Source organism: Klenkia sp. AC732 (assembly GCF_979256525.1).
Genome location: NZ_CEEDOS010000031.1, coordinates 25,142 through 47,072, shown reverse-complemented (window position 1 = coordinate 47,072; position 21,931 = coordinate 25,142). Strand labels below are relative to the sequence as shown.

At 74.4% G+C, this 21,931-nt stretch carries 20 protein-coding genes and 1 riboswitch; of the genes, 12 read left to right on the top strand and 8 right to left on the bottom strand.

Features of this window, described 5'->3' with window-relative positions; all coding sequences use genetic code 11:
- The first annotated feature begins 22 nt into the window (after positions 1–22).
- The 4 genes from AC0IVP_RS15190 (at position 23) to AC0IVP_RS15175 (ending at position 4,862) form a co-directional block, all read left to right on the top strand.
- On the top strand, positions 23–529 hold the full coding sequence (locus AC0IVP_RS15190) for a (2Fe-2S)-binding protein (protein WP_056295440.1): 507 nt from the start codon (positions 23–25) through the stop codon (positions 527–529).
- Entirely contained in the window at positions 526–3,006 is a 2,481-nt protein-coding gene (locus tag AC0IVP_RS15185; protein WP_471757582.1) for a xanthine dehydrogenase family protein molybdopterin-binding subunit, read from the top strand. Before AC0IVP_RS15190 ends, AC0IVP_RS15185 begins: the two co-directional genes overlap by 4 nt.
- Positions 3,003–3,863 (top strand): FAD binding domain-containing protein, encoded by an 861-nt coding sequence (locus AC0IVP_RS15180; protein WP_056295431.1) that lies wholly within the window; start codon positions 3,003–3,005, stop codon positions 3,861–3,863. Before AC0IVP_RS15185 ends, AC0IVP_RS15180 begins: the two co-directional genes overlap by 4 nt.
- Before the next feature lie 102 nt (positions 3,864–3,965).
- Positions 3,966–4,862: an SRPBCC family protein gene (locus tag AC0IVP_RS15175; RefSeq protein ID WP_056295429.1), complete on the top strand. Its 897-nt coding sequence runs from the start codon at positions 3,966–3,968 to the stop codon at positions 4,860–4,862.
- A gap of 95 nt (positions 4,863–4,957) precedes the next feature.
- On the opposite strand, the gene AC0IVP_RS15170 is transcribed toward AC0IVP_RS15175, so the two are convergent.
- The 4 genes from AC0IVP_RS15170 to AC0IVP_RS15155 form a co-directional block, all read right to left on the bottom strand.
- Positions 4,958–5,569, bottom strand: a complete 612-nt coding sequence (locus AC0IVP_RS15170; protein WP_471757580.1) for an alpha/beta hydrolase family protein — start codon at positions 5,567–5,569, stop codon at positions 4,958–4,960.
- A gap of 5 nt (positions 5,570–5,574) precedes the next feature.
- Complete coding sequence (locus AC0IVP_RS15165; RefSeq protein WP_471757578.1) at positions 5,575–7,398, bottom strand: MinD/ParA family ATP-binding protein; 1,824 nt, start codon at positions 7,396–7,398, stop codon at positions 5,575–5,577.
- A gap of 105 nt (positions 7,399–7,503) precedes the next feature.
- Positions 7,504–8,181, bottom strand: coding sequence for an HAD-IA family hydrolase (locus AC0IVP_RS15160; RefSeq protein ID WP_471757576.1), 678 nt, complete (start codon positions 8,179–8,181; stop codon positions 7,504–7,506).
- Positions 8,178–8,891 (bottom strand): DedA family protein, encoded by a 714-nt coding sequence (locus AC0IVP_RS15155; RefSeq protein ID WP_082556903.1) that lies wholly within the window; start codon positions 8,889–8,891, stop codon positions 8,178–8,180. The genes AC0IVP_RS15160 and AC0IVP_RS15155 overlap by 4 nt, the downstream gene beginning before the upstream one ends.
- Positions 8,892–8,942: 51 nt before the next feature.
- Here AC0IVP_RS15155 and AC0IVP_RS15150 point away from each other — a divergent pair, with 51 nt between their 5' ends.
- The gene (locus tag AC0IVP_RS15150; protein WP_471757574.1) at positions 8,943–10,241 is read left to right on the top strand and encodes an amidohydrolase family protein; all 1,299 of its coding nucleotides are present in this window, start codon (positions 8,943–8,945) and stop codon (positions 10,239–10,241) included.
- A gap of 2 nt (positions 10,242–10,243) precedes the next feature.
- Here the strand turns inward: AC0IVP_RS15150 and AC0IVP_RS15145 are convergent, their stop codons facing one another.
- Both AC0IVP_RS15145 and AC0IVP_RS15140 read right to left on the bottom strand, forming a co-directional pair.
- Positions 10,244–11,041, bottom strand: a complete 798-nt coding sequence (locus AC0IVP_RS15145; protein ID WP_471757572.1) for an MBL fold metallo-hydrolase — start codon at positions 11,039–11,041, stop codon at positions 10,244–10,246.
- Between the two features lie 32 nt (positions 11,042–11,073).
- Entirely contained in the window at positions 11,074–11,574 is a 501-nt protein-coding gene (locus tag AC0IVP_RS15140; RefSeq protein WP_471757570.1) for a low molecular weight protein-tyrosine-phosphatase, read from the bottom strand.
- Between the two features lie 43 nt (positions 11,575–11,617).
- On the opposite strand from AC0IVP_RS15140, the gene AC0IVP_RS15135 reads away from it, so the two are divergent.
- The 3 genes from AC0IVP_RS15135 (at position 11,618) to AC0IVP_RS15125 (ending at position 16,106) form a co-directional block, all read left to right on the top strand.
- Entirely contained in the window at positions 11,618–13,132 is a 1,515-nt protein-coding gene (locus AC0IVP_RS15135) for a TldD/PmbA family protein (protein WP_471757568.1), read from the top strand.
- 5 nt (positions 13,133–13,137) lie between these two features.
- Positions 13,138–14,517: a metallopeptidase TldD-related protein gene (locus AC0IVP_RS15130; protein ID WP_471757598.1), complete on the top strand. Its 1,380-nt coding sequence runs from the start codon at positions 13,138–13,140 to the stop codon at positions 14,515–14,517.
- 51 nt (positions 14,518–14,568) lie between these two features.
- A riboswitch (ZMP/ZTP riboswitch) is annotated at positions 14,569–14,649 on the top strand.
- A gap of 20 nt (positions 14,650–14,669) precedes the next feature.
- On the top strand, positions 14,670–16,106 hold the full coding sequence (locus AC0IVP_RS15125; RefSeq protein ID WP_471757566.1) for a glycine hydroxymethyltransferase: 1,437 nt from the start codon (positions 14,670–14,672) through the stop codon (positions 16,104–16,106).
- Between the two features lie 102 nt (positions 16,107–16,208).
- Here the strand turns inward: AC0IVP_RS15125 and AC0IVP_RS15120 are convergent, their stop codons facing one another.
- Both AC0IVP_RS15120 and AC0IVP_RS15115 read right to left on the bottom strand, forming a co-directional pair.
- Positions 16,209–18,107 (bottom strand): hypothetical protein, encoded by a 1,899-nt coding sequence (locus tag AC0IVP_RS15120; RefSeq protein ID WP_471757564.1) that lies wholly within the window; start codon positions 18,105–18,107, stop codon positions 16,209–16,211.
- A gap of 251 nt (positions 18,108–18,358) precedes the next feature.
- Positions 18,359–19,609, bottom strand: a complete 1,251-nt coding sequence (locus AC0IVP_RS15115; protein WP_471757562.1) for a DNA polymerase III subunit gamma/tau domain-containing protein — start codon at positions 19,607–19,609, stop codon at positions 18,359–18,361.
- A gap of 186 nt (positions 19,610–19,795) precedes the next feature.
- Here AC0IVP_RS15115 and AC0IVP_RS15110 point away from each other — a divergent pair, with 186 nt between their 5' ends.
- From AC0IVP_RS15110 to AC0IVP_RS15095, 4 genes are all read left to right on the top strand, one after another.
- Positions 19,796–20,002, top strand: a complete 207-nt coding sequence (locus tag AC0IVP_RS15110; protein ID WP_056296523.1) for a hypothetical protein — start codon at positions 19,796–19,798, stop codon at positions 20,000–20,002.
- Entirely contained in the window at positions 19,990–20,352 is a 363-nt protein-coding gene (locus AC0IVP_RS15105; protein WP_471757560.1) for a Fic family protein, read from the top strand. The genes AC0IVP_RS15110 and AC0IVP_RS15105 overlap by 13 nt, the downstream gene beginning before the upstream one ends.
- Positions 20,353–20,488: 136 nt before the next feature.
- A complete protein-coding gene (locus AC0IVP_RS15100; RefSeq protein ID WP_471757558.1) occupies positions 20,489–21,331 on the top strand; it encodes an amidohydrolase family protein in 843 nt (280 codons plus the stop codon).
- A gap of 33 nt (positions 21,332–21,364) precedes the next feature.
- Positions 21,365–21,898 carry an MSMEG_0572/Sll0783 family nitrogen starvation response protein gene (locus AC0IVP_RS15095; RefSeq protein ID WP_225232222.1) on the top strand — a complete coding sequence of 178 codons (534 nt, stop codon included), beginning with the start codon at positions 21,365–21,367 and terminating at the stop codon, positions 21,896–21,898.
- The last annotated feature ends 33 nt before the right edge of the window (positions 21,899–21,931 follow it).

The following is a 21,931-nucleotide window of genomic DNA, read 5'->3' as shown; positions in this document are numbered from 1 at the left end:
ACCCTGCAACGAGGCGGAGGACATGACGCAGATCAACGTGCGGGTCGACGGGGCGTCCTACTCGGACGACGTCGAGCCCCGGACCCTCCTGGTCCACTACCTGCGAGAGCAGCTCGGCAAGGTCGGCACGGTCGTCGGCTGCGACACCAGCAACTGCGGCGCCTGCACCGTGCACCTGGACGGCGAGAGTGTGAAGTCCTGCACCGTCCTGGCCGTGCAGGCCGACGGCAGCGAGGTCACCACCATCGAGGGCGTCGCCGACGGCGCCACCCTGCACCCGGTGCAGAAGGCCTTCCACGAGCAGCACGGACTGCAGTGCGGCTACTGCACGCCCGGGATGATCATGGCCTCGATCGACCTGCTCAAGAACAACCCGGACCCCAGCGAGCACGAGATCCGCGAGGGCATCGAGGGCAACCTCTGTCGCTGCACCGGCTACCAGAACATCGTCAAGGCGGTCCAGCAGGCCGCCGGCGAGATGAGCTCGGCGGGCGCCCACTCCGTCGAGACGACGGGAGCGCAGGCATGACCCTCACCGAGGACCCGAGCACCGCGACACCGGACGCCCCGGCCAAGGAGGTCGGTTCGGCGCGACTCCGCAAGGAGGACGCCCGGCTGATCACCGGCAAGACCACCTGGACCGACAACATGGTCCAGCCCGGCATGCTCTACATGTCGGTGCTGCGCAGCCCCATCGCGCACGCGACGATCAGCAACCTGGACGTCAGTGCGGCGAAGGACCGGCCCAACGTGGTCGCGGTCTACACCGGCCAGGACTTCAAGGACGAGCAGGGCTCGATCCCCTGCGCGTGGCCGGTCACCCCCGACATGGTCAACCCGGGGCACCCCTCGATCGCCGTGGACAGCGTCAACCACGTCGGTGAGGCCGTGGCGATCGTGGTGGCCCGCAGCCGCACCGCCGCCGTGGACGCCGTCGAGGCCATCGACGTCGACTACGAGCCCCTCCCGGTCGTGCTGGACATGGAGGAGGCGGTGAAGGAGGGCTCGGCGCTGGTCCACGACCACACCGAGTCCAACACCAGCTACCACTTCGTCTTCGACGCCGGCGAGGCCGGCACGGGCACCGACACCGACGCCGCGTTCGACGCCGCCGAGGTCGTGGTGTCCCGCCGCTTCGTCCAGCAGCGCCTCATCCCTGCGTTCATGGAGCCGCGCTCGGTCGTCGTCGGGGTCACCGGCGACAACTACACGCTGTGGTCGGCGACCCAGATCCCGCACATCCTGCGCGTGATGGCGGCGCTGACCACCGGCATCCCCGAGCACAAGCTGCGCGTCATCGCCCCCGACGTGGGCGGCGGCTTCGGCGGCAAGCTGCAGGTCAACCCGGAGGAGATCCTGGCCCTGCTGATCGCGCGCCGTCTGGGCAAGCCGATCAAGTGGACCGAGACCCGCTCGGAGTCCCTGATGACCGCCCACCACGGGCGCGACCAGGTGCAGTTCATCGACGTCGCCGCCGACCGCGAGGGCAACGTCAAGGGCCTGCGGGTCCGGCTGCTGGCCGACATGGGCGCCTACCTGCGCCTGATCACCCCGGGTGTGCCGGCGCTGGGCGCCTTCATGTTCCCGGGCATCTACAAGTTCCCGGCCTACCGCTTCGAGTGCGACGGCGTCTTCACCAACAAGGTGCCCACCGACGCCTACCGCGGCGCCGGCCGGCCCGAGGCGACGTTCGCGATCGAGCGGATCATGGACGAGCTCGCCGTCGAGCTGTCCATGGACCCGATGGAGCTGCGCCGCAAGAACTGGATCAACGCCGAGGAGTTCCCGTTCACCACGGTGGCCGGGCTGTCCTACGACTCCGGTGACTACGAGCAGGCCACCCAGGCCGCGCTCGAGCTGCTGGGCTACGACGAGCTGCGGGCCGAGCAGGCGCGCCGCCGCGAGTCCGGCGACCCGGTCCAGCTGGGCATCGGCATCTCCACGTTCACCGAGATGTGCGGCCTGGCCCCCTCCCGGGTGCTCGGCTCGCTGTCCTTCGGCGCCGGCGGCTGGGAGCAGGCCTCCATCCGGATGCTGCCCACCGGCAAGGTCGAGGTCGTCACCGGCTCCACCCCGCACGGCCAGGGCCACGAGACGGCCTGGAGCCAGATCGTCGCCGACGAGCTGGGCGTGCCCTTCGACGACGTCGAGGTGCTGCACGGTGACACCGCCGTCAGCGCCCGCGGCCTGGACACCTACGGCTCGCGCTCGCTGGTCGTCGGTGGCACCGCGGTGGTCAAGGCCGCCGAGAAGGTCGTCGCCAAGGCCCGCAAGGTCGCCGCGCACCTGCTCGAGGCCAGCGAGGACGACCTGGAGTTCTCCGGTGGTCGCTTCTCGGTCAAGGGGACGCCGGGCGCCGGGCTCGCCATCCAGGAGATCGCGCTGGCGATCTTCGCCTCGCACGACTACCCGGAGGGCATCGAGCCCTCGATCGACGCCGAGGCCGCGTTCGACCCGACGAACTTCTCCTTCCCGCACGGCACCCACCTGTGCGCGATGGAGGTCGACACCGACACCGGCTTCGTCAAGATCCGCAAGTACGCCTGCGTCGACGACATCGGGAACATCGTCAACCCGATCATCGTCGAGGGGCAGATGCACGGCGGGCTCGCCCAGGGCATCAGCCAGGCCCTGTACGAGGAGGCCATCTACGACGCCGACGGCAACCTGACCACCGGCACGTTCGTGGACTACCTGGTGCCCTCGGCGATGGACCTGCCGCACTTCGACACCGGCAACACCACGCACGCCGCCCCGGACAACCCGCTGGGTGCCAAGGGCGTCGGCGAGGCCGGCTGCATCGCCAGCACCCCGGCCGTGGTCAACGCCGCGCTGGACGCCGTCCGGCACCTGGGCGTGAAGGACATCCTGATGCCGATGACGCCCGAGCGGGTCTGGCGGGCCATCCACCAGGGCGGGGACGGCGGGGCCCGCGCTGCCGAGGGCAGCAACGCCTACGGCGGCGCCCGCACCACCGAGTCCGGCATCGAGGAGGCAGCCAAGTGATCCCAGCGTCGTTCGCCTACGCCCGCCCCACCACCGTCGACGAGGCCCTGCAGGCCATCGCCGCCGGCGGGGAGGACGTGAAGATCCTGGCCGGTGGGCAGTCGCTCATCCCGGTCATGCGGCTGCGGCTGGCCGCACCGGAGACGGTCGTGGACATCACCCGGGTGACCGAGCTGCGCGGCGTCCGCGAGGACGGCGACAGCCTGGTCATCGGTGCGATGACCACCCACCACGACGTGATCACCGACCCGTTGATCGCGCAGTACGGGAAGCTGATCGCCGAGGCCACCGAGACCGTGGCCGACCCCGCCGTCCGGCACCGCGGGACCTTCGGCGGCGCCCTGGTGCACGCCGACCCGGCCGGTGACCTGCCGGCCGTGGCGCTGGCCCTGGACGCCGAGTTCGTCATCGCCGGTCTCGGCGGCGCGCGGCGCACGGTGCCGGCCACGGAGTTCTTCGTGGACTACCTGACCACCGCGCTGGCCGACGGTGAGCTCCTCGTCGAGGTCCGGGTGCCCAAGCTGGGCAGCGACTGGGGCGTCCGGTACGAGAAGTTCAACCGGGTGGCCCAGGCGTGGTCGATCGTGGCCGTCGCCGCGGCCGTCCGCCGGGAGGGCTCGCGCATCACCGAGGCCCGCATCGGACTGACCAACATGGGGTCCACCCCGATCCGCGCCCGCGCGGTCGAGGCGGCCCTCGTGGGGGCCGACGTCAGCCTGGAGACGGTCACCGCGGCCGCAGCCCAGGCCGCCGAGGGCACCGAGCCCAGCAGCGACCTGAACGCCCAGGCCGACTACCGCCAGCACCTCGCCCGGGTGCTCACCCGACGAGCTGTGACCGCGGCCGCTGGGCTGTAGCGTCGGATCAAGGCCCCACCACAGCAGTTCCTCGTGCACCGGCCGGCCCGTCCCGAGAGGGGCGGGCCGGCCGTTGTCCGCCACCCACCTGGAGGTCCAGCAGTGCAGTTGGAGAACTCGTTCATCGTCCCCGTGCCCATCGACGACGCCTGGCGGGTGCTGCTGGACATCGAGCGGATCGCGCCCTGCATGCCCGGCGCGGCCCTGGACTCCGTCACCGGTGACGACTTCACCGGGCGGGTCAAGGTCAAGCTCGGCCCGATCAACCTGACCTACGCGGGCAAGGCCTCCTTCATCGAGAAGGACGAGGCCACCCACAAGGCCGTCATCGACGCCCGCGGCAAGGACCAGCGCGGCAACGGCACGGCCGCCGCCGTCGTGACCGCGCAGCTGCAGGACGAGGGCACCTCGACCCGGGTCAACGTGCTCACCGACCTCAACATCACCGGCCGCCCGGCCCAGTTCGGCCGCGGCGTGATGACCGACGTGGGCAACAAGCTGCTGGGCCAGTTCGCCGACAAGCTCGCCGCCCAGCTGGGCACCAGCGACGAGCAGCACGCCCTGGACCAGGCCGCCGCTGCCGAGAAGCAGGAGCCCACCGTCAAGGGCGCGGTCGCCGAGGCCGCCGCGACGGCTGCCGGTGCCGTGGGCGAGGTGGCCGAGTCGGTCGCCTCGACCGACGCCGACAACCCGGTCGCGGAGGCCGCCCGCACCGCCGGGGCGGCCACCGCCCAGGCCGCCGACAAGGCCGCGGACAAGGCATCCTCGGCCGCGAAGGCACCCAGCAAGCCGCCGTCGGGCACCACCGCCCCGCCGAACAAGCCCGGCACCTCCGGCCCGGCCGCCTCGCGCCCGCGCCCGGTGCAGTCCGAGCCCGAGCCGATCGACCTGCTCGAGGTCGCCGGCGGTGCTGCGTTCACCCAGTTCGCCAAGCCCGCCGCGATCGGCGTCGGTGCCCTGGTCCTGGTGGCACTGGTGGTCCGCCGCTTCCGCCGCTGAGCCCTGCACGTCCCGACCGCCCGGCACCTGCCCGTCAGGTGCCGGGCGGTCGTGCGTCCGGGGGGGCAGGTGCGTCCGGCTCGGGTGAGGGCGGCTCAGCCGAGGGTGGGCAGCCAGTCGGCGACGGCGGCGCGGACGGCGTCCGGGTCGGCCTTCATCGCGTGGTCGCCGCGGACGGGGGCCACCAGCGCCGGGTGACCGGCCAGCGCGGCGGTCACCTCGTCGGGCCCGCCGAAGGCGTCGGTGCGGCCCTGCACCACCAGCGCGGGGACGACGACGCCGGTCAGCTCGGCGATCCGGGTCTTCTCCGGCCTGCCGGGCGGGTGCAGCGGGAACGCCAGGCACAGCACACCGGCCGCGCCCAGTGCGGCGGCGGTCCGGCAGGCCACCCGGGCACCGGCGCTGCGGCCCCCGAGGACGACCGGGCCGGCCAGCAGGTCGGTGACCCCGGCGTGCACCGCCAGCCAGCCCTCGTCCAGCCGGGGCGGGGCGGGGGCGATCCGCTTGCCGGCGACCCGCCAGGGCTGCTCGACCCGCAGCACCCGCCACCCGGCGTCCGTGCCGGCCGCGGTGGCGGCCAGCAGGTCCGGGGCCTCGATGCCGCCGCCGGCGCCGTGCCCCAGCAGCAGGGTGCCGACGACGGCCCCGGCCGGCTCGTCGACGGTGACCCGCGCGAGACCGTGCGGGGTGTCGACGAGCCGCTGCACCGGGGTCAGGCGACGGGCTTGCGCTGCAGCGGGGGCATCGCGAAGCCGTCGGCGACGTGCGCGGACAGCTCCAGGAACGCCTGCCGGGCGGGGGCGCCGACCCGGTCCAGGTCGATGAGCCCGCCGGTGACCAGGTGCTGGTCGTAGGGGATCTCGACCACGGCGCGGCAGCGGGCGGCGAAGTGGTCCCGGACCATGCCCATGTCGACGTCGCCGGTGTTGGGCCGGACGCTGGAGATGACGGCGACCGAGCGGGACACGAGCTCCTCGTGGCCGTGCGCGATCAGCCAGTCCAGGGTCTTGCTGGCCCGGCTGGCGCCGTCCACGGAGGGTGCGCCGACGACGACGAGGGAGTCGGCGATGGCCAGCGTCCCGGACATCGCCGAGTGCAGCAGGCCGGTGCCCGAGTCGGTGAGGATGATGTTGAAGTAGCGGGCCAGGATGTCCGCGACGGTGCGGTACTCCTCCTCGCTGAACGCCTCGGACAGCGCCGGGTCCTGGTCGGAGGCGAGCACCTGCAGGCGACCGGCCAGCGAGGTGAACGCCGAGACGTCGGTGAACGACCGGATCTCCTCGACCGCGGCGAGCAGGTCGCGGACGGTCACGTCGGTGACGTTGGTCAGCCGCTCGGCCAGGGTGCCGGCGTCGGGGTTGGCGTCGACGGCGACGACCCGGTCCCCGCGGTGGTGGGCCAGCGTGAGGCCCAGGCAGCAGGTGGTGGTGGTCTTGCCGATGCCGCCCTTGAGGCTGACGACGGCGATCCGGTTGCTGCCACGCACCGGCGTGGTCACCCGGGCGACCAGCGCCCGGTGCTCGACCTCGGCGGGGGAGAGCCCCGGGTTGTAGGTGCCGCCGCTGGCCTTGTGCACGAACCGGCGCCAGCCCCGGGTCGGGGTCTCGGTGGTCTGGCGCAGCAGCGACTGGGAGGTCAGGGACGGCGGCGGGCCGGCCGACTGCTGGCCCTGCGGCTGCCAGCCCGAGGACGTGCTGCCCTGGCTGCCCCACCCGCCGGAGGACGGCTGCTGCTGACCCCACTGCTGGCCCTGCTGGCCGGACTGGTCCTGCGGGGCGGGCTGGCCGTAGGGGCCCTGCTGTCCCTGCGGCTGGCCCTGGGGCGGGGTGGCCGGGGGCTGGTGCCGGGCACCGTCCTGCTGCTCCCAGGGACGGGCGCCGGGCGGGGGCTCCCACGCCTGCTGCTGAGGGGCCTGCTGCTGCGGAACCTGCTGCTGCGGGGCCTGCTGCTGCGGGGCCGACGGCTGTCCCGGGGTCGCGGTGGGGGACTGCCAGGCGCCGCTGGGCTCCCAGGCCGGCGGCGGCTGGTCGGCCGGGCGCCAGGAGGCCGCGCCGTTCTCCGCGGCGGGCGCCGGGCTCGCGGGCTGGGCCGGGCTCGCGGGCTGGGCCGGGGTGCTCGCGCTCTCGGCCTGCGCGTCCTGCTGCCAGGACGGCGGCTGCTGCCAGGAGGCGATCTGGTCCTGCTGGGTCTGCTCCCAGCTGCGCTCGTCGGCCGGCCTGGTGGGCTGCGCGGCGGACTGCTCCCACGACGCGGCCGCCGGGGCGGCGGCGGGGGTCTGCCAGCTGGACTGCTCCCAGCTCGCCGACTGCGCCCAGTCCGCGGCAGCCGGTGCCGGCTCGGGGGAGCCGTCGAGCCGGATCTCCCGGGTGGACTCGGTGGGGCTCTCGGTCCCGCTGCCGGACCAGCTGTCCACCGAGGCCTGCCACCGGTCGCCGTCGGTGCGGCGCGGGGCGTCCTGCGAGGGGGCCTCGACGTCGTCCCCGGCGCCTCGGCCGGCGTCGTCGTCGGCTCGGCGGTCGTCTGGGCGGTCGGACACGGGTGGCCCCCATCGTGGTCTGCATCGTGCTCGGAGAGGCACCGGCGAGGCGCCGGTGAGCGTCGCGGTCACGCTAGTGCAGCCATCCGGTCCCGGCAGGTCCGCTCACCCGGTGGGGGGCAGTGCCAGCAGGCCGCGGACCACCTCGACGAGGTCCGCGCCGCGCACGTGCGGCTCGCCGAACACCGCGGCGTGCCGGCGCTCGGCCCGGGCGGCCCAGCCACCGGTCAGCCCGGCCTGCTGGGCGCCGTGCACGTCCCACGCGTGGACGGCGACCAGCGCCAGGTCCGCCGGGACGACGTCGCACACCCCCGCGGCCCACAGGTACACCTCGCGGGCCGGCTTCCAGGCCCGGATCGCCTCCGAGGACAGCGACCGCTCGACCAGGTGGTCCACCCCGCCGCGGGCCAGGCCGGCCTCGGCGACCCCGGGTGCGCCGTGGGTCAGCGTGACGGCCCGGACACCGGCGTCGGCCAGCAGCTGCAACGCCGGGGCGACGTCGGGGTGCGGGGAGAGCCCACCGAAGGCGTCGGCCACGCCGGACCGGTCCGCGGCGGAGAGGTCGGTCAGCTGCGTGAGCGCGGCGTCGAAGGCCTCCCGGAAGGAGCACCAGGTGCCGGCGGTCGCCGCGGCGAACCCGGTGCCCAGGGTGCGGGAGAAGACCGTGCCGAACAGCTCGCCGGGCACGCCGCGCTCGCCCAGGGCGTCCCGGACGGGGGTCAGGTCCAGCAGCGTCTCGTTGACGTCGAAGGCCACGACCCGCGGCCGGGACCGCCCGGTCACGGGGTGTCGACGTCCTCGCGCTCGCCGTGCCGCTCGACGACCCGGTCGGCGGAGTGCCGGCCGGGCGGGCCGGTGCGGCGCTGCTCGCGCTTCTCCTTGACGGCCCGGTAGACGAACCAGACGACGGCGCCGACGACGGCCACGTAGATCAGGTAGTCGACGTAGTGCAGGTAGTCGTTGACCACCGGGCCCAGGGCGACCCCGAGCCCGATCAGCAGGCTGTTCCAGATCAGCGACCCGGCCGCGGTGTAGAGCAGGAACTGCGGCCACGGCATCTTCACCACGCCCGCGGGCACCGAGACGAAGCTGCGCACGATCGGCACCATCCGGCCGAAGAACACCGCGGACCGGCCGTGCCGCACGAACCAGTCGAAGGTGCGGTCGACGTCCTCGGTCTTGACCAGCGGCAGCCGGTCCAGGAAGAGGTGCGAGCGACGGGGGCCCAGCGACCGGCCGACCTGGTAGAGCACGGCAGCTCCGACGACGGACCCGAGGGTGGCGGCCACGATCATCGGGACGAGCAGGCTCGTGTCCTCGCTGATCAGCACCCCGGCCAGGCCGAGGACGGCCTCACTGGGGATCGGCGGGACGACGGTCTCCAGCAGGATCGCGAACCCGACGCCCACCGGGCCCAGGGTCTGGACGACGTCGAGCAACCACCCGGTGATCCCGCCCTGGTCGGCGGACGCTGCTGCGGCGAGGACGGACATGGGCCCACGGTATCGGCGGGGTCGGCGTCAGGCGCACTACCGTCCGGGGACATGCAGCGCTTCACCGCCCGGGCCGTCGTCCTCGGGGACCGGGCCGGCACCGTCGTCCCCGACGCCGTGCTGGACGTCGAGGACGGCGTCATCAGCTGGGTGGGCCCCGCGGGCGACGCCCCGGAGGCCCCCGGGGCCGAGGTGACCGCCCTCCCCGGCGTCCTCACCCCCGGCATGGTCAACACCCACTCGCACGCGCCGATGGTGCTGTTCCGGGGGCAGGGCGAGGGCCTGCCGCTGGACCGCTGGCTGCGCGAGGTGATGTGGCCGCGCGAGGCCCGGCTGACCCCCGAGGACATCGAGGTCGCGATGACCGCGGCGTCGGCGGAGATGCTGCGGCACGGCGTGACGACCAGCGTGGAGATGTACTTCCAGCCCGAGCGGATCGCGACGGCGGTGCGGGCCACCGGCGCCCGGACGATCGTGGCCAACCCGCTGATCGGGCTGTCCGGCTACGGGACCTTCGACGAGCAGCTGCAGACGGCGGTGTCGCTGGCCGCCTCCTCGGACCCGCAGGTCGAGTTCGGCATCGGCCCGCACTCGGCCTACACGGTGCCCCTGGAGGTCCTCCGGGACGCCGGTGTGGCAGCCCGGGAGCACGGCCTGCTGCTGACGATCCACGTCGCGGAGACCGCCACCGAAGGCGACGAGCTGCTGGCCACCCACGGGCTGAGCGTCCCGCAGCTGCTGGCCGCCCACGACGTCCTCGGTGGCCGGGTGCTGGCCGACCACTGCGTGCACATGGACGACGCCGACCTGGAGCTGTGGCGGGAGTACGACGTCGCTGTCGCGCACTGCCCGGGCTCCAACACCAAGCTGGCCAGTGGCACCGCCCGGCTGCGGGACATGCTGGACCTGGGCATCCGGGTCGGCATGGGCACCGACGGGCCGGCGTCCAACGACAACCTGGACCTCTTCGAGGACCTCCGGCTGGCCGCCCAGCTGGCCCGGCTGCGCGAGCGGGACGCCACCGCGATCACCGCGCCGGAGGCCTTCTGGCTGGCCACCGGCGCGGCCGCCGCCGCCGTCGACCGGCCCGACCTGGGCCAGCTGACCGCGGGCCGGCGCGCGGACCTGGTGCACGTGGACAGCGACGACATCGCCTTCGTGCCGGTCGGGGACCCCACCGACCTGCTCACCCACCTGGTCTGGTCGGTCGGCTCCCGGCACGTGCGCGACACCTGGGTCGCCGGCCGGCAGGTGGTCCGGGACGGCGTCTCCACCACCGTCGACGAGCGGGAGCTGCGTGCGCAGGTGCAGGAGCGGGCGATGCGGCTGGCCGCGGAGGCCCGCGGCTGAGCTCAGGGGCGCAGGTCCACGGTCTGCCCGCGCGCCACCGTCCGCACGACGCCGGGCGCCCGTCGCCGGGCCACCTCCTGCACGAAGGCCCCCAGCGGGTCCCGGAACACCCCGTAGTCGTCGTAGTGCACCGGCACGGTCAGCCCCGGGCGCAGCAGCTCGACCAGGTCGGTGCCCTGACGGGCGTCCATGGTCACCAGGAACGGTCCGATCCTCGTGCCGCCCAGGTGCGGCACCATCGCGTCCAGCGGGCCGCAGCGCTCGAGCACCTCGGCCAGCACCGGGCGCAGCAGGGTGTCCCCGGTGACGTAGCCCCGCCAGGTGACCGCGCCGTCCCGGACCAGCTCCAGCACGCTGCCCATCACCTGCGGCAGCAGCCGGGCCAGCGGGCCGGGGCCGTGCACGCCGGGCACCGAGGTGACCCGCAGCGTGGCGCCGTCCCGGTCGAGGGTGGTGGTCTGCCAGGGGCGGAGGTCCTCGGTGGCGGTGAACCCGCGGTCGGCCAGGCAGCGCGCGGCCTCCGGCGTCGTCACCACCCGCAGCGGCCTGGGCAGCTCGGCGGTGGCGACCCGGTCCCAGTGGTCGCCGTGCATGTGGCTGAGCAGCACGGCGTCGAGCTCGGGCAGGTCGGCCGGGGTGATCGCCGGGTCGGTCAGCCGGCGGCTGCGCAGCCCGTACCCGAGGTGGGCGAGCTGGCCGCGGTGCAGGAAGTTGGGGTCGGTGAGCAGGGTGAACGGGCCCAGCCGGAGCAGGGTCGTCGCGGTCCCGCCGAAGGTCAGGGTGACGTCGTCTCCGGGCACCCCGAGGCCCTACCCGGCGTCCCCGGGGCGACTCACCGGTCGGCGAGGAGCTCCGGCAGTCGGGCGACCAGGCCGGCGCACGCTGCCTCGACCTGCCGGTACACGGTGCTGAAGCCCTCGGGGCCCCCGCCGTAGGGGTCCGGGACGGACTGGTCCGGGTCGCCGTCGGGGTCCAGGTCGCGCAGCAGCACGACGCGGGGACGGCGCCGGTCGCCCACCATCTCCTGCAGGTCGGCGAGGTTGGCGGTGTCCATCGCGACGAGCAGGTCGAACTCCCCGACCCGGTCGGCCGTCATCTGCTGGGCCACGTGCCGGGAGGGGTCCAGGCCGTGCGCGCGCAGCTCGGTGGCGGAGCCGGGGTCCATCGGGCCGCCCACGTGCCAGTGCCCGGTGCCGGCCGAGGTGACGACGACCCGGTCCCCGAGCCCCTCGTCCTCGACCATCTGCCGCAGCACCACCTCGGCGATCGGGGAGCGGCAGATGTTGCCCAGGCAGACCATCGAGACGCGGTACGGGTCCTCAGCAGTGCTCACGAACCGAGTCTCCTCCGTCGGTCCCGGCTGGTAGACAAGGGACGTGGCAGAACACCGCTCGGTCGACGAGTCGTTCCTCGCTCTCCCGCTGTCCGCGCTCACCGACGCGGCCCTCACCCGGGCCGTCGACCTGGGCTGCGAGCACGCCGACATCCGGGTGGAGCGGATCCGCACCCAGACGCTGCGGCTGCGTGACGCCCGGGTCGAGGCGGCCGCCGACGGGGAGGACCTGGGCCTGGCCGTCCGGGTCGTGCACGAGGGCACCTGGGGCTTCGCCGCCGGGGTCGTGCTGACCGCCGCGGAGGCGGTCCGGCTGGCCGAGGAGGCGGTGCTGGTCGCCCAGGTGTCGGCCGCGGTGAACACCGACCGGGTGGAGCTCGCCCCCGAGCCGGTGTACCCCGACGCCGAGTGGGTCTCGGCCTACGAGGTCGACCCGTTCGCCGTCCCGGAGGCGGAGAAGACCGGGCTGATGGTCGAGCTGTCCGAGCGGCTGCTGGCCGCCGACGGCGTCGAGCACGTGCAGAGCGACGTCATGCACGTCAAGGAGCAGAAGTACTACGCCGACACCGCCGGCACCCGCACCCGCCAGCAGCGGGTCCGGATCCACCCGACGTTCACCGCGCTGACCGTCGACCGGGCCACCGGCGGCTTCGAGTCGATGCGCACGCTGGCGCCGCCGGCCGGGCGCGGCTGGGAGTACCTGACCGGCGACACCTGGGACTGGCGCGGCGAGCTCGCCGAGATCCCCGAGCTGCTGCGGGAGAAGACGAAGGCGCCCTCGGTCGAGGCCGGCCGCTACGACCTGGTCGTCGACCCGTCCAACCTGTTCCTCACCATCCACGAGTCCATCGGGCACGCCACCGAGCTGGACCGGGCGCTGGGCTACGAGGCCGCCTACGCCGGGACGTCGTTCGCGACCGTCGACGGTCTGGGCAGCCTGCAGTACGGCTCGCCGCTGATGAACGTCACCGGGGACCGCACCGCGGTGCACGGCCTGTCCACCGTCGGCTGGGACGACGAGGGCGTCGCCGGCCAGCAGTGGGACATCGTCAGGGACGGCGTGCTGGTCGGCTACCAGGTGGACCGCAACACGGCGCCCAAGGGCGGACTCTCCCGGAGCAACGGCTGCGCCTTCGCCGACAGCGCCGCGCACGTGCCGGTGCAGCGGATGGCCAACGTCTCCCTGCAGCCGGCACCCGGCGGGCCGAGCACCGAGGAGATCATCGCCGGCGTCGACCGCGGGATCTACGTCGTCGGTGACAAGAGCTGGTCGATCGACATGCAGCGGTACAACTTCCAGTTCACCGGGCAGCGGTTCTACCGGATCGAGGGCGGCCAGCTCGCCGGCCAGCTCAAGGACGTCGCCTACCAGGCGACGACGACGGAGTTCTGGGGCTCGATGACCCGGGTGGGCGGTCCGCAGACCTACGTGCTGGGCGGCGCCTTCAACTGCGGGAAGGCCCAGCCGGGCCAGGTCGCGCCGGTCAGCCACGGCTGCCCGAGCGCGCTGTTCGAGAACACGACCATCCTCAACACGGTGCAGGAGGGCGGTCAGTGAGCGCCATGACCGGACAGCAGATCGTCGAGGCCGCGCTGGCCGCCTCCACCGTCGACGGGCAGGTCACCTACGTCGTCGACAGCTCCGAGGCGAACCTGCGCTGGGCCAGCAACAGCCTGACCACCAACGGCGCGATGCGCTCGCGGCAGGTCGTCGTCATCAGCTTCGTCGACGGCGGCGCGGGCATGGCCACCGGCACGGTCGCCCGCACCGGGACCCCGGACGTCGCCGCGCTGGTCGCCGCCAGCGAGCAGGCCGCGCGCGACGCGGGCCCGGCCGAGGACGCCGTGCCGCTGGTCAGCGACGTGCCCCCGGGGTCGGGGGACTGGGACGCCGAGCCCGCCTCCACCTCCATCGAGGTCTTCCGGGACTTCGCCCCCGCGCTGGGCCAGGCCTTCGGCGAGGCCGGCGCCCGCGACGAGCTGTTGTTCGGGTTCGCCGAGCACCAGATGTCCACCACCTACCTGGGCACCTCGACCGGCCTGCGGTTGCGGCACGACCAGCCCACCGGCCGGGTGGAGCTCAACGGCAAGAGCCGCGACTTCGGCCGCTCGGTGTGGGCGGGGGTCGGGACGCGGGACTTCTCCGACGTCTCGGTCGAGGCCCTCGCCGCCGACGTGCAGCGCAAGATGGCCTGGTCCCAGCGCCGGGTCGAGCTGCCTGCCGGCCGCTACGAGACGCTGCTGCCGCCCTCCACGGTCAGCGACCTGATGATCTACGCCTACTGGACGATGGAGGCCCGGGACGCCGACGAGGGCCGCAACGTCTACGCCAGGGCCGGCGGCGGCAACCGGATCGGCGAGCGGATCGCGGCGCTGCCGCTGACCCTGCGCAGCGACCCGAACGAGCCGGGCCTGGAGTGCGCGCCCTTCCAGGTGGTCGGTGGCTCCTCGGGCATGTCCTCGGTGTTCGACAACGGGATGGCCACCCCGGCGATCGACTGGATCTCCGGTGGCACGCTGACCAACCTGATCCGGCCGCGCGCCTGGGCCCTGCAGCAGACCGCCCCGGCCACCGCCGCGCTGGACAACCTGGTGCTGGAGGACCCGACGTCGACGGTGTCGACCGAGGAGATGATCGCCTCCACCGAGCGCGGGCTGCTGCTGACCACGCTCTGGTACATCCGCGAGGTCGACCCGCAGTCGCTGCTGCTCACCGGGCTCACCCGGGACGGCGTCTTCCTCGTCGAGGACGGCGAGGTGACCGGTGCGGTCAACAACTTCCGGTTCAACGAGTCCCCGGTGTCTCTGCTGGGCCGGGCCACCCAGGCCAGCCGCAGCGAGCAGACGCTGCCCCGGGAGTGGAACGACTGGTTCACCCGGGCCCGGATGCCGATGCTGCGGGTGCCGGACTTCAACATGAGCTCCGTCAGCCCGGCCAGCTGAGACGCCGGCCGGCTGAGACCGCGAGGGTGCCCGGTGCCGCCGGGTACCCTCGCCGCGGGCCGTGACTGGCGCACAGGTGGGTCACCACCGGGGAGCGGTCCCGTCGTGACGCCGCGCGCCTGGGCACCCACCGGAGCCCGGAGGCACCCGTCATGACCAGCACCCCGTCCACCGTGTCCACCGCGAGCACCGCCTTCCGCAGCGCCCTCGAGGTCATCGCCGAGGTCGAGCCGCGGGTCGCCGCAGCGATCGGCCAGGAGCTCACCGACCAGCGCGAGAGCCTCAAGCTCATCGCCAGCGAGAACTACGCCTCACCCGCCGTGCTGCTGGCGATGGGCAACTGGTTCTCCGACAAGTACGCCGAGGGCACCCCCGGGCGCCGGTTCTACGCGGCCTGCCAGAACGTCGACACCGTCGAGGAGCTGGCCGCCGAGCACGCCCGCGCGCTGTTCGGCGCCGAGCACGCCTACCCGCAGCCGCACTCGGGGATCGATGCGAACCTGGTCGCCTTCTGGTCGATCCTGGCCCACCGGGTGGAGTCCCCGGCCCTCGCCGAGGCCGGGGTGAAGAACGTCGACGCGCTCACCACCGAGGACTGGGCGGTGCTGCGCCGCTCGCTGGGGGACCAGCGGATGCTGGGCATGAGCCTGGACGCCGGCGGCCACCTCACACACGGGTTCCGGCCCAACATCAGCGGCAAGATGTTCGAGCAGGCCAGCTACGGCACCGACCCGGAGACCGGGCTGATCGACTACGCGGCGCTGCGCGCCCAGGCCCGCGAGTTCCGCCCGCTGGTGCTGGTCGCCGGGTACTCCGCCTACCCGCGGCTGGTCGACTTCGCCGCGATGCGGGAGATCGCCGACGAGGTCGGCGCCACCCTGATGGTCGACATGGCGCACTTCGCCGGACTGGTCGCCGGGAAGGTGCTGACCGGTGACCTGGACCCGGTGGCGCACGCCGACGTCGTCACCACCACCACGCACAAGTCGCTGCGCGGGCCGCGCGGCGGGATGGTGCTGTGCACCGCGGAGTACGCGCCCTCGGTCGACCGGGGCTGCCCGCTGGTGCTCGGCGGGCCGCTGCCGCACGTGATGGCGGCCAAGGCCGTCGCCTTCGCCGAGGCCCGTCGTCCCGACTTCGCGGACTACGCGCAGGCGGTCGTCGCCAACTCCCGGGCGCTGGCCGAGGGGCTGCTGCGCCGCGGCGTCCGGCTGGTCACCGGTGGCACCGACAACCACCTGGTGCTCGCCGACGTCGGGGCCGCCGGCTTGACCGGGCGCCAGGCCGAGGCGGCGCTGCTGGAGGCCGGGCTGGTCACCAACCGCAACGCCGTGCCCGCCGACCCGAACGGCCCCTGGTACACCTCCGGCATCCGGTTCGGCACCCCCGCGCTGACCACCCGCGGGCTGGGGGAGGCCGAGCTGACCGAGGTGGGCGAGCTGGTGGCCGACGTCCTCACCGCCACGCAGGCCGAGGGGGAGTCCAAGGTGCGCTACCGGCTGGACGCCGCCGTCGCCCAGCGCACCCGGGCCCGCGCGGCCGAGATCGTCGGTGCCCACCCGCTGTACCCCGGCGTCGAGCTGGTCTGACCCGCACGCGCGACCGCCCCGCCCCCGGAGCGGGGACGGGGCAGTCGTGGGTGGTGCTCCGGACCGCCGCCCCGGGGCAGGGGACGGCGGTCCGGGGGTGGGTCAGACCTCCTGCAGCTGACGCCGGCGCGAGACCAGCGACAGGCCGAGACCGGCGCCCAGGGCCAGCAGGCCCAGGGACAGCGGGGCGGCGAGGTCGGCACCGGTGTAGGCCAGCGAGTCCGAGGACGAGCCGGCGGCGACGGGCGTGTAGCCGGTGGTGACCGTGTGGACCGCCGCGGCCGAGGCCGGGTGGACGACGGCGACCGGGTGGACGACGGCGACCGGGTGGACGGCGACCGGCGCGACGGCCGGGGCCGCCGGGTGGACGACCGGGGCGGCCGGGGCAGCCGGGGTCTCCGGGTGCGCCGGGGTGCCGGGCTGGGCCGGGGTGCCCGGGTGGGCCGGGGTGCCCGGCTGCGCCACGTGGTCGACCGGGCAGCCGCCGGCGGCGTGCACCGCGCAGCCACCGCCGGCCGAGGTGTTGCCCGAGGCCGAGGTGCCGTTGGTGGCGGAGCCGCCGTTGCCGCCGGTGCTGGTGTTGGTGGCGGCGCCGGTGGTGGTCACCGGGTTGCAGTTGTTGTCGCTCTTGTAGTTGAAGCAGATGACGTAGACGGTGGCGCTGCTGGTGGCGGAGCCGCTGTTGTGGCCGTTGCCGCCGGTGACGTTGCCGCTGTTGTGCGCGTACTGGCCCTCGGCGCTGCCGCCGCCGGCCACGGTCGGGGCGATGACCAGGGTGCCCGCGCCGCCACCGCCCACGGACTCCGAGCTGCCGGAGACCCCGCCGCCGACGGCCTTGCCGCCACCGGCCGAGGTGCTGCCCGACGCCGAGGTGTTGTTCGCGGCGTTCCCGCCGTTGCCCCCGGTGCTGGTGTTCGTGGCCGGCCCGGTGGTGGTCACCGGGTTGCAGTTCATGTCGCTCTTGTAGTTGAAGCAGACGACGTAGACGGTGGCGCTGCTGTCCGCGGAGCCGCTGTTCCAGCCGTCTCCACCGGTCACGTCCCCGCTGTTGACGGCGGTGTTGCCGGTCGCCGTCCCGCCGCCGGCCGTGGTCGGGGCGTAGACGACGGTCCCGGCCCCGGCACCCCCGGAGCCACCGGTGCCCTGCTGGCCGCCGAGGTGGCCGGCCAGCCACTCCAGGAACGCGCTGAGGTCCACGCTCTCGGAGGAGGCGTCGACGTCCGAGCCGGTCGCCGTGCCGCCGCCCGCGCTGGTGGTGCCGCTGGCGGTGGTGGTGTTGCCGGCCGCCCCGCCGTTGCCGCCGGTGCTGGTGTTGGTGGCCGCCCCGGACGAGGTCTCCGGGTTGCAGTCGTCGTCGCTGTGCACGTTCGCGCACAGGACGAGCCCACCGGCCCCGCTGGTGGCCGCACCGGAGTTGTCGCCGTCCCCACCGGTCACGTCGCCGCTGTTGTCGGCCTCGTTGCCGACCGCCTCGCCGCCGCCGGCGACGGTCGGTGCGTCGACCGCCGTCACCGCGCCGCCCCCGGCTCCGCCCTCGGAGGAGCCGCCGCCGCCGCCGACGGACTCGGAGCTGGCGTCGACGTCGGCGCCGGTCGCGGTGCCGCCTCCCGCCGTGGTGTCGCCGGTGGCGGTGGTGGTGTTCGTGGCCGCCCCGCCGTTCCCGCCGTCGCTGGTGTTGGTCGCCGGCCCGGAGCTGGTGGTGGGCGAGGAGTTGCCGTCGCTGTGCACGTCCACCGAGGCCACGACCGTGGTGGCCGAGCTGGTGGCGGAGCCGGAGTTGTCGCCGTCCCCGCCGGTGACGTCACCGGAGTTGCTGGCCGTGTTGCCCACGGCCTCGCCGCCCCCGGCGGCGGTGCCGACGTCGACGACCGTGACGGAGGTCGAGCCGACGGCCTCGGACGTCGCGCTGACGTCCTCTGCGCTGGCGGTTGCCTGGCCGAGGAGGAAGAGCCCTCCGGCCATCGTCGCGACGGCGAGGCCGTTGCGCACTGTTCGCTTCATCTGTGTCGTGTTCCTTCGCGCTGTGTGCGTCGTTGCGCACGAACGGTGGTGCGGGATGGGTGCTGCGGGGTGGTGCGGTCGAGCCCCCGTGGGTGGCGCGAACCCGTGGTGCCGGCGTCCCGAGCGGTGCTCGGTGGGCGGGGCCGTGTGCGCGGTCCGGGAGGCAGTCCGGTTCTGCCTGCCGGGTCGCCCGTCGTGGTGTGCCCCCCGCGGACACAGCGGGGACGGGGCGAGGCGCGCGGGCGACCGGGTCAGTCGGGGCGGGCGCTGGGGTCGTCGGCGACGGCGACGACCGGGGCCACGGCGGCGAGGCTGCGCGCGGTGGCGGTGCCGGCCAGCAGGGCCGACGACGGGGGGTGCGGGACGACGACGCTGGGGGCGCCGACCGGGCCGCTGCCGGTGGTCCCGGCGCTGCTGGTGCTGCACCCGGCCGAGACGGCCACGGGGGCCTCCGGGCTGCCGGGCACCGGGGCGAGGGGGACCAGGGGGAGGCCGGTGTCCGCCCCGGCGGGCACCGCGGAGCCGGCCGGGGTGGGCAGCAGCTGGGCGGACTCGGTCAGTGCGGTGGCGGTGGTGCCGGCGTGCGTCGGGCGGGCCCCGCGCTCGGCGCCGGCCGCAGCCGACCGGGCGCCGCCGGCGGGACCCGCCGCGGCGGCGGTGCCGGCGGGGGCCAGGCAGTGCACGCCGGGGTCGACCGCGGTGCCGGCGACGGCGACCGGCAGGGCGCCGTCCGCGGTCGCTGTGTCGGATGCCGCCACGGTGGCGACGGTGCCGTCCGCGGCCGGGGTGGCGGTCGACCCGGCGGCGCCGTCGACGGTGCGGGGGTCGCCGTCGGCCTCGGCCGGGGTGTCGTCGGTGGCCGGGGCCGTCGCGGTGCCGGCGGTCGGGTCCTCGGTCGGCGGACCCGAGGTCGAGGGACCCGCCGTCGAGGGACCCGCGGTCGACGGGGTGCCGGCGGTCGTGGTGGTCCCGGTGGTGGTGGTCCCGGTGGTGTCCGGGGTCGGGTCGGCAGGGGCCACCGCCGTGTCCCCGTCGAGGACTGCCGCGGTGGTGGTGACGGCGGACGATGCCGCGCCGGTCGGGGTCGTGTGGGTCGTGGCGCCGTCGCCGTCGCCGTCGCCGTCGCCGGGCTCGTCGGCGGGTGGTGGGTCGCCGGCCGGCGCCGTCGCGGCGGACGCGTCGTCCGCGGACCCTGGTGCGGGCCCGGGGTCGGCCGGGGCCGTCGGGTCGACCGGGAGGCTGGTGGTGGCCGCGTCCGGGACCGCGCCCGGGTCGGCGTCGGCGGGCGACGGCCCGTCCCCGGGTGCCGGCTGGGCCGTGCTCTGGGTGGCGACCGGGTCCTCCGCGGGCGACTGGTCGTCGGCGGCCGCGGGTCCGGCGAGGGCGGTGAGGGCGGCGGCCGAACCGAGGCCCAGGACGGCTCCCGTCAACACGCGCCGCAGCCACGGCCGGCCACCGGACGGCGGGCGGCCGTCCTCGGTGGGCACGGCGGGCTGGGTCACGGGGCGAAAGCTAGGAAGCCGTGACCCCGATCACCACCCGTCACCCCGGATCGGGCACGATGACGGCGTGTCGCGCTGAAACCAGGCACGAACCGTTCCGTCCCGGGTGCACAGAGTCACGAGACGGCACAAACGGCTCGGAGTGGTACCGCTGGTGGTATCACTCTGTCGGGGGTTCAGATGGCCATGACGCTGCGGCTGACCGCCGCGCAGACCGAGGCGCTGCGGCGCCGCGCGCAGGAAGAGCACGCCTCCATGCAGGAGGTCGCCAAGCGGGCGCTGACGGAGTACCTGGCCGCCCACGACCGGCGCACGCCGCTGGACCTGGTGCTCGACGACGAGATCTCCCGGCACGGGGTGGCACTGCAGGAGCTCGGCCGGTGGAGGGACTGACCGTCGAGGACCTGCTGCAGATCGCCGCCCGGGTGGTCGGCGAGGACGTCCGGGTGCGTGACGCGGGGCTGCTGGTGGCCGCCCTGGCGCGGACCCGGGCGACCGCGGCGGGGGTCGAGGTCTACCCGACGGTGGCCGAGAAGGGCGCGGCCCTGCTGCACTCCCTGGCCACCTCGTTCCCGTTGGTGGACGGCAACCGGCCCTTCGCGCTGGCCGCGACGCTCGCGCTGATGGCGATGGAGGACGAGCCCGCCGGCATCTCCGACGAGGCCGCGGTCGCCCTGGTGACGTCGATCGTCACCGGCAAGGTCGAGGACGTCGGCGCGATCGCCGCGGCCCTGCGGGGCTGAGGGCAGGGCTGAGGGCGGGGCCGTGCGCACTCGGCAACACCGGCGAGACGCACGGCCCCCCGGAGCCCGTCACACGTAACGACATCTCGTTCCGGACGTCACCACACCGAAACCGCGCGCGACCACCGTTCTCCCCATGACCACGGGGGCCCGGCAGCGGGTGCACGACGCGCACCGCCACCTCGGCGTGCTGCCCGCTCACCCCTTCTACGGCGGCCCGCCGGTCAACCCGGACACCACGGCGCGCGGCACGATCGCCCAGCTGCAGGCCGACCTGGACCGCGAGGGCACCGAGTTCGCCCTGGTCATCCCCAACTACGGCGTGCCCGACCCGACGGCGTCCTTCGCGCTCAACGAGCTGGTCGTCGAGGCCGCCCAGACCGACGAGCGGATCCGGGCCGGGTTGTGGACCAGCCCCCGCCCCCAGGACGCCGACGCCACGGCGCAGGCACTGGCGTTGGCCGGGGAGCAGGGCGTCAGCGCGCTCAAGCTGTCCTTCCTGCTGGGTGGTCGGGCCACCGACGAGGCCTGCCGACCGCAGCTGGACAGCATCTTCGCAGCGGCCCGCGAGCACCACCTCGTCGTCCACGTGCACACCAGTCCGGGCGCGGCCAGCGACATCGACGAGGTCGGCCTGCTGGTCGACCGGTACGCCGACGACGTCGCCGTGCACCTGGTGCACATGGGCGGCGGGATGAGCGGCCACATCAAGCTGATCGGCCAGAAGTTCTTCGCCTGGGTCGCCGGGGGCAAGCGGGTCTACACCGACACCAGCTGGGCCATCGGCTTCGCCCCGCGCTGGTTCGCCGCCGAGATCGAGCGGCACGGCGTCGGCCACGACCGGGTGCTGTTCGCCTCCGACCAGCCCTGGGGCGACTTCGCGGGCGAGCACGCCCGCCTCGCGGCGGCCACCGGGGACGGCGAGCTCGCCGACCTGGTCTTCCGCCGCAACTTCGAGCAGCTCCACCGCCTGACCTGACCCCCGCAGCACCCCAACCCACGGAGGAACCCTGTGACCACCCCGCTCGCATCGCCCGAGGAGATCAAGGCCAACGCGGAGGCCAGCCTCGCCGAGATCCCGCACCCCTCGCTGCCCAAGGGCAGCAACCTGTACGGCTCGACCAAGATCTTCCCCGACTACCAGGCGGGCGAGGGCGAGAGCTACCTGACCCTGGTGCACGGCATCGCGCACGAGTCCTCGGTGAGCTTCGTGGCCTGTCTGCAGGCGCTGCGCGCCCTGCGCAAGGGGTACGAGTCGGTCCTGTACTTCTACGGCCCGGCAGCCATGAACGCGATGGCCACCCGCGGCTTCCCGACCACCGGGGACTCCGCCTTCCCGGGCGAGCAGAACATCAACAGCCAGATCGAGAAGTTCATCGAGGAGGGCGGCACGGTCTACGTCTGCCGCTTCGGGCTCTCCCTGCACGGTCTCCGCGAGGAGGACCTGATCGCCGGCTGCATCCCCTGCCACCCGCTGGACGTGCAGGACGCGCTGATCCACTACGCCCGCAAGGGCGCGATCATCAACAGCACCTACAACCTCTGAGTCGCGCGGCCATGACCCGGACGACGAGTACCC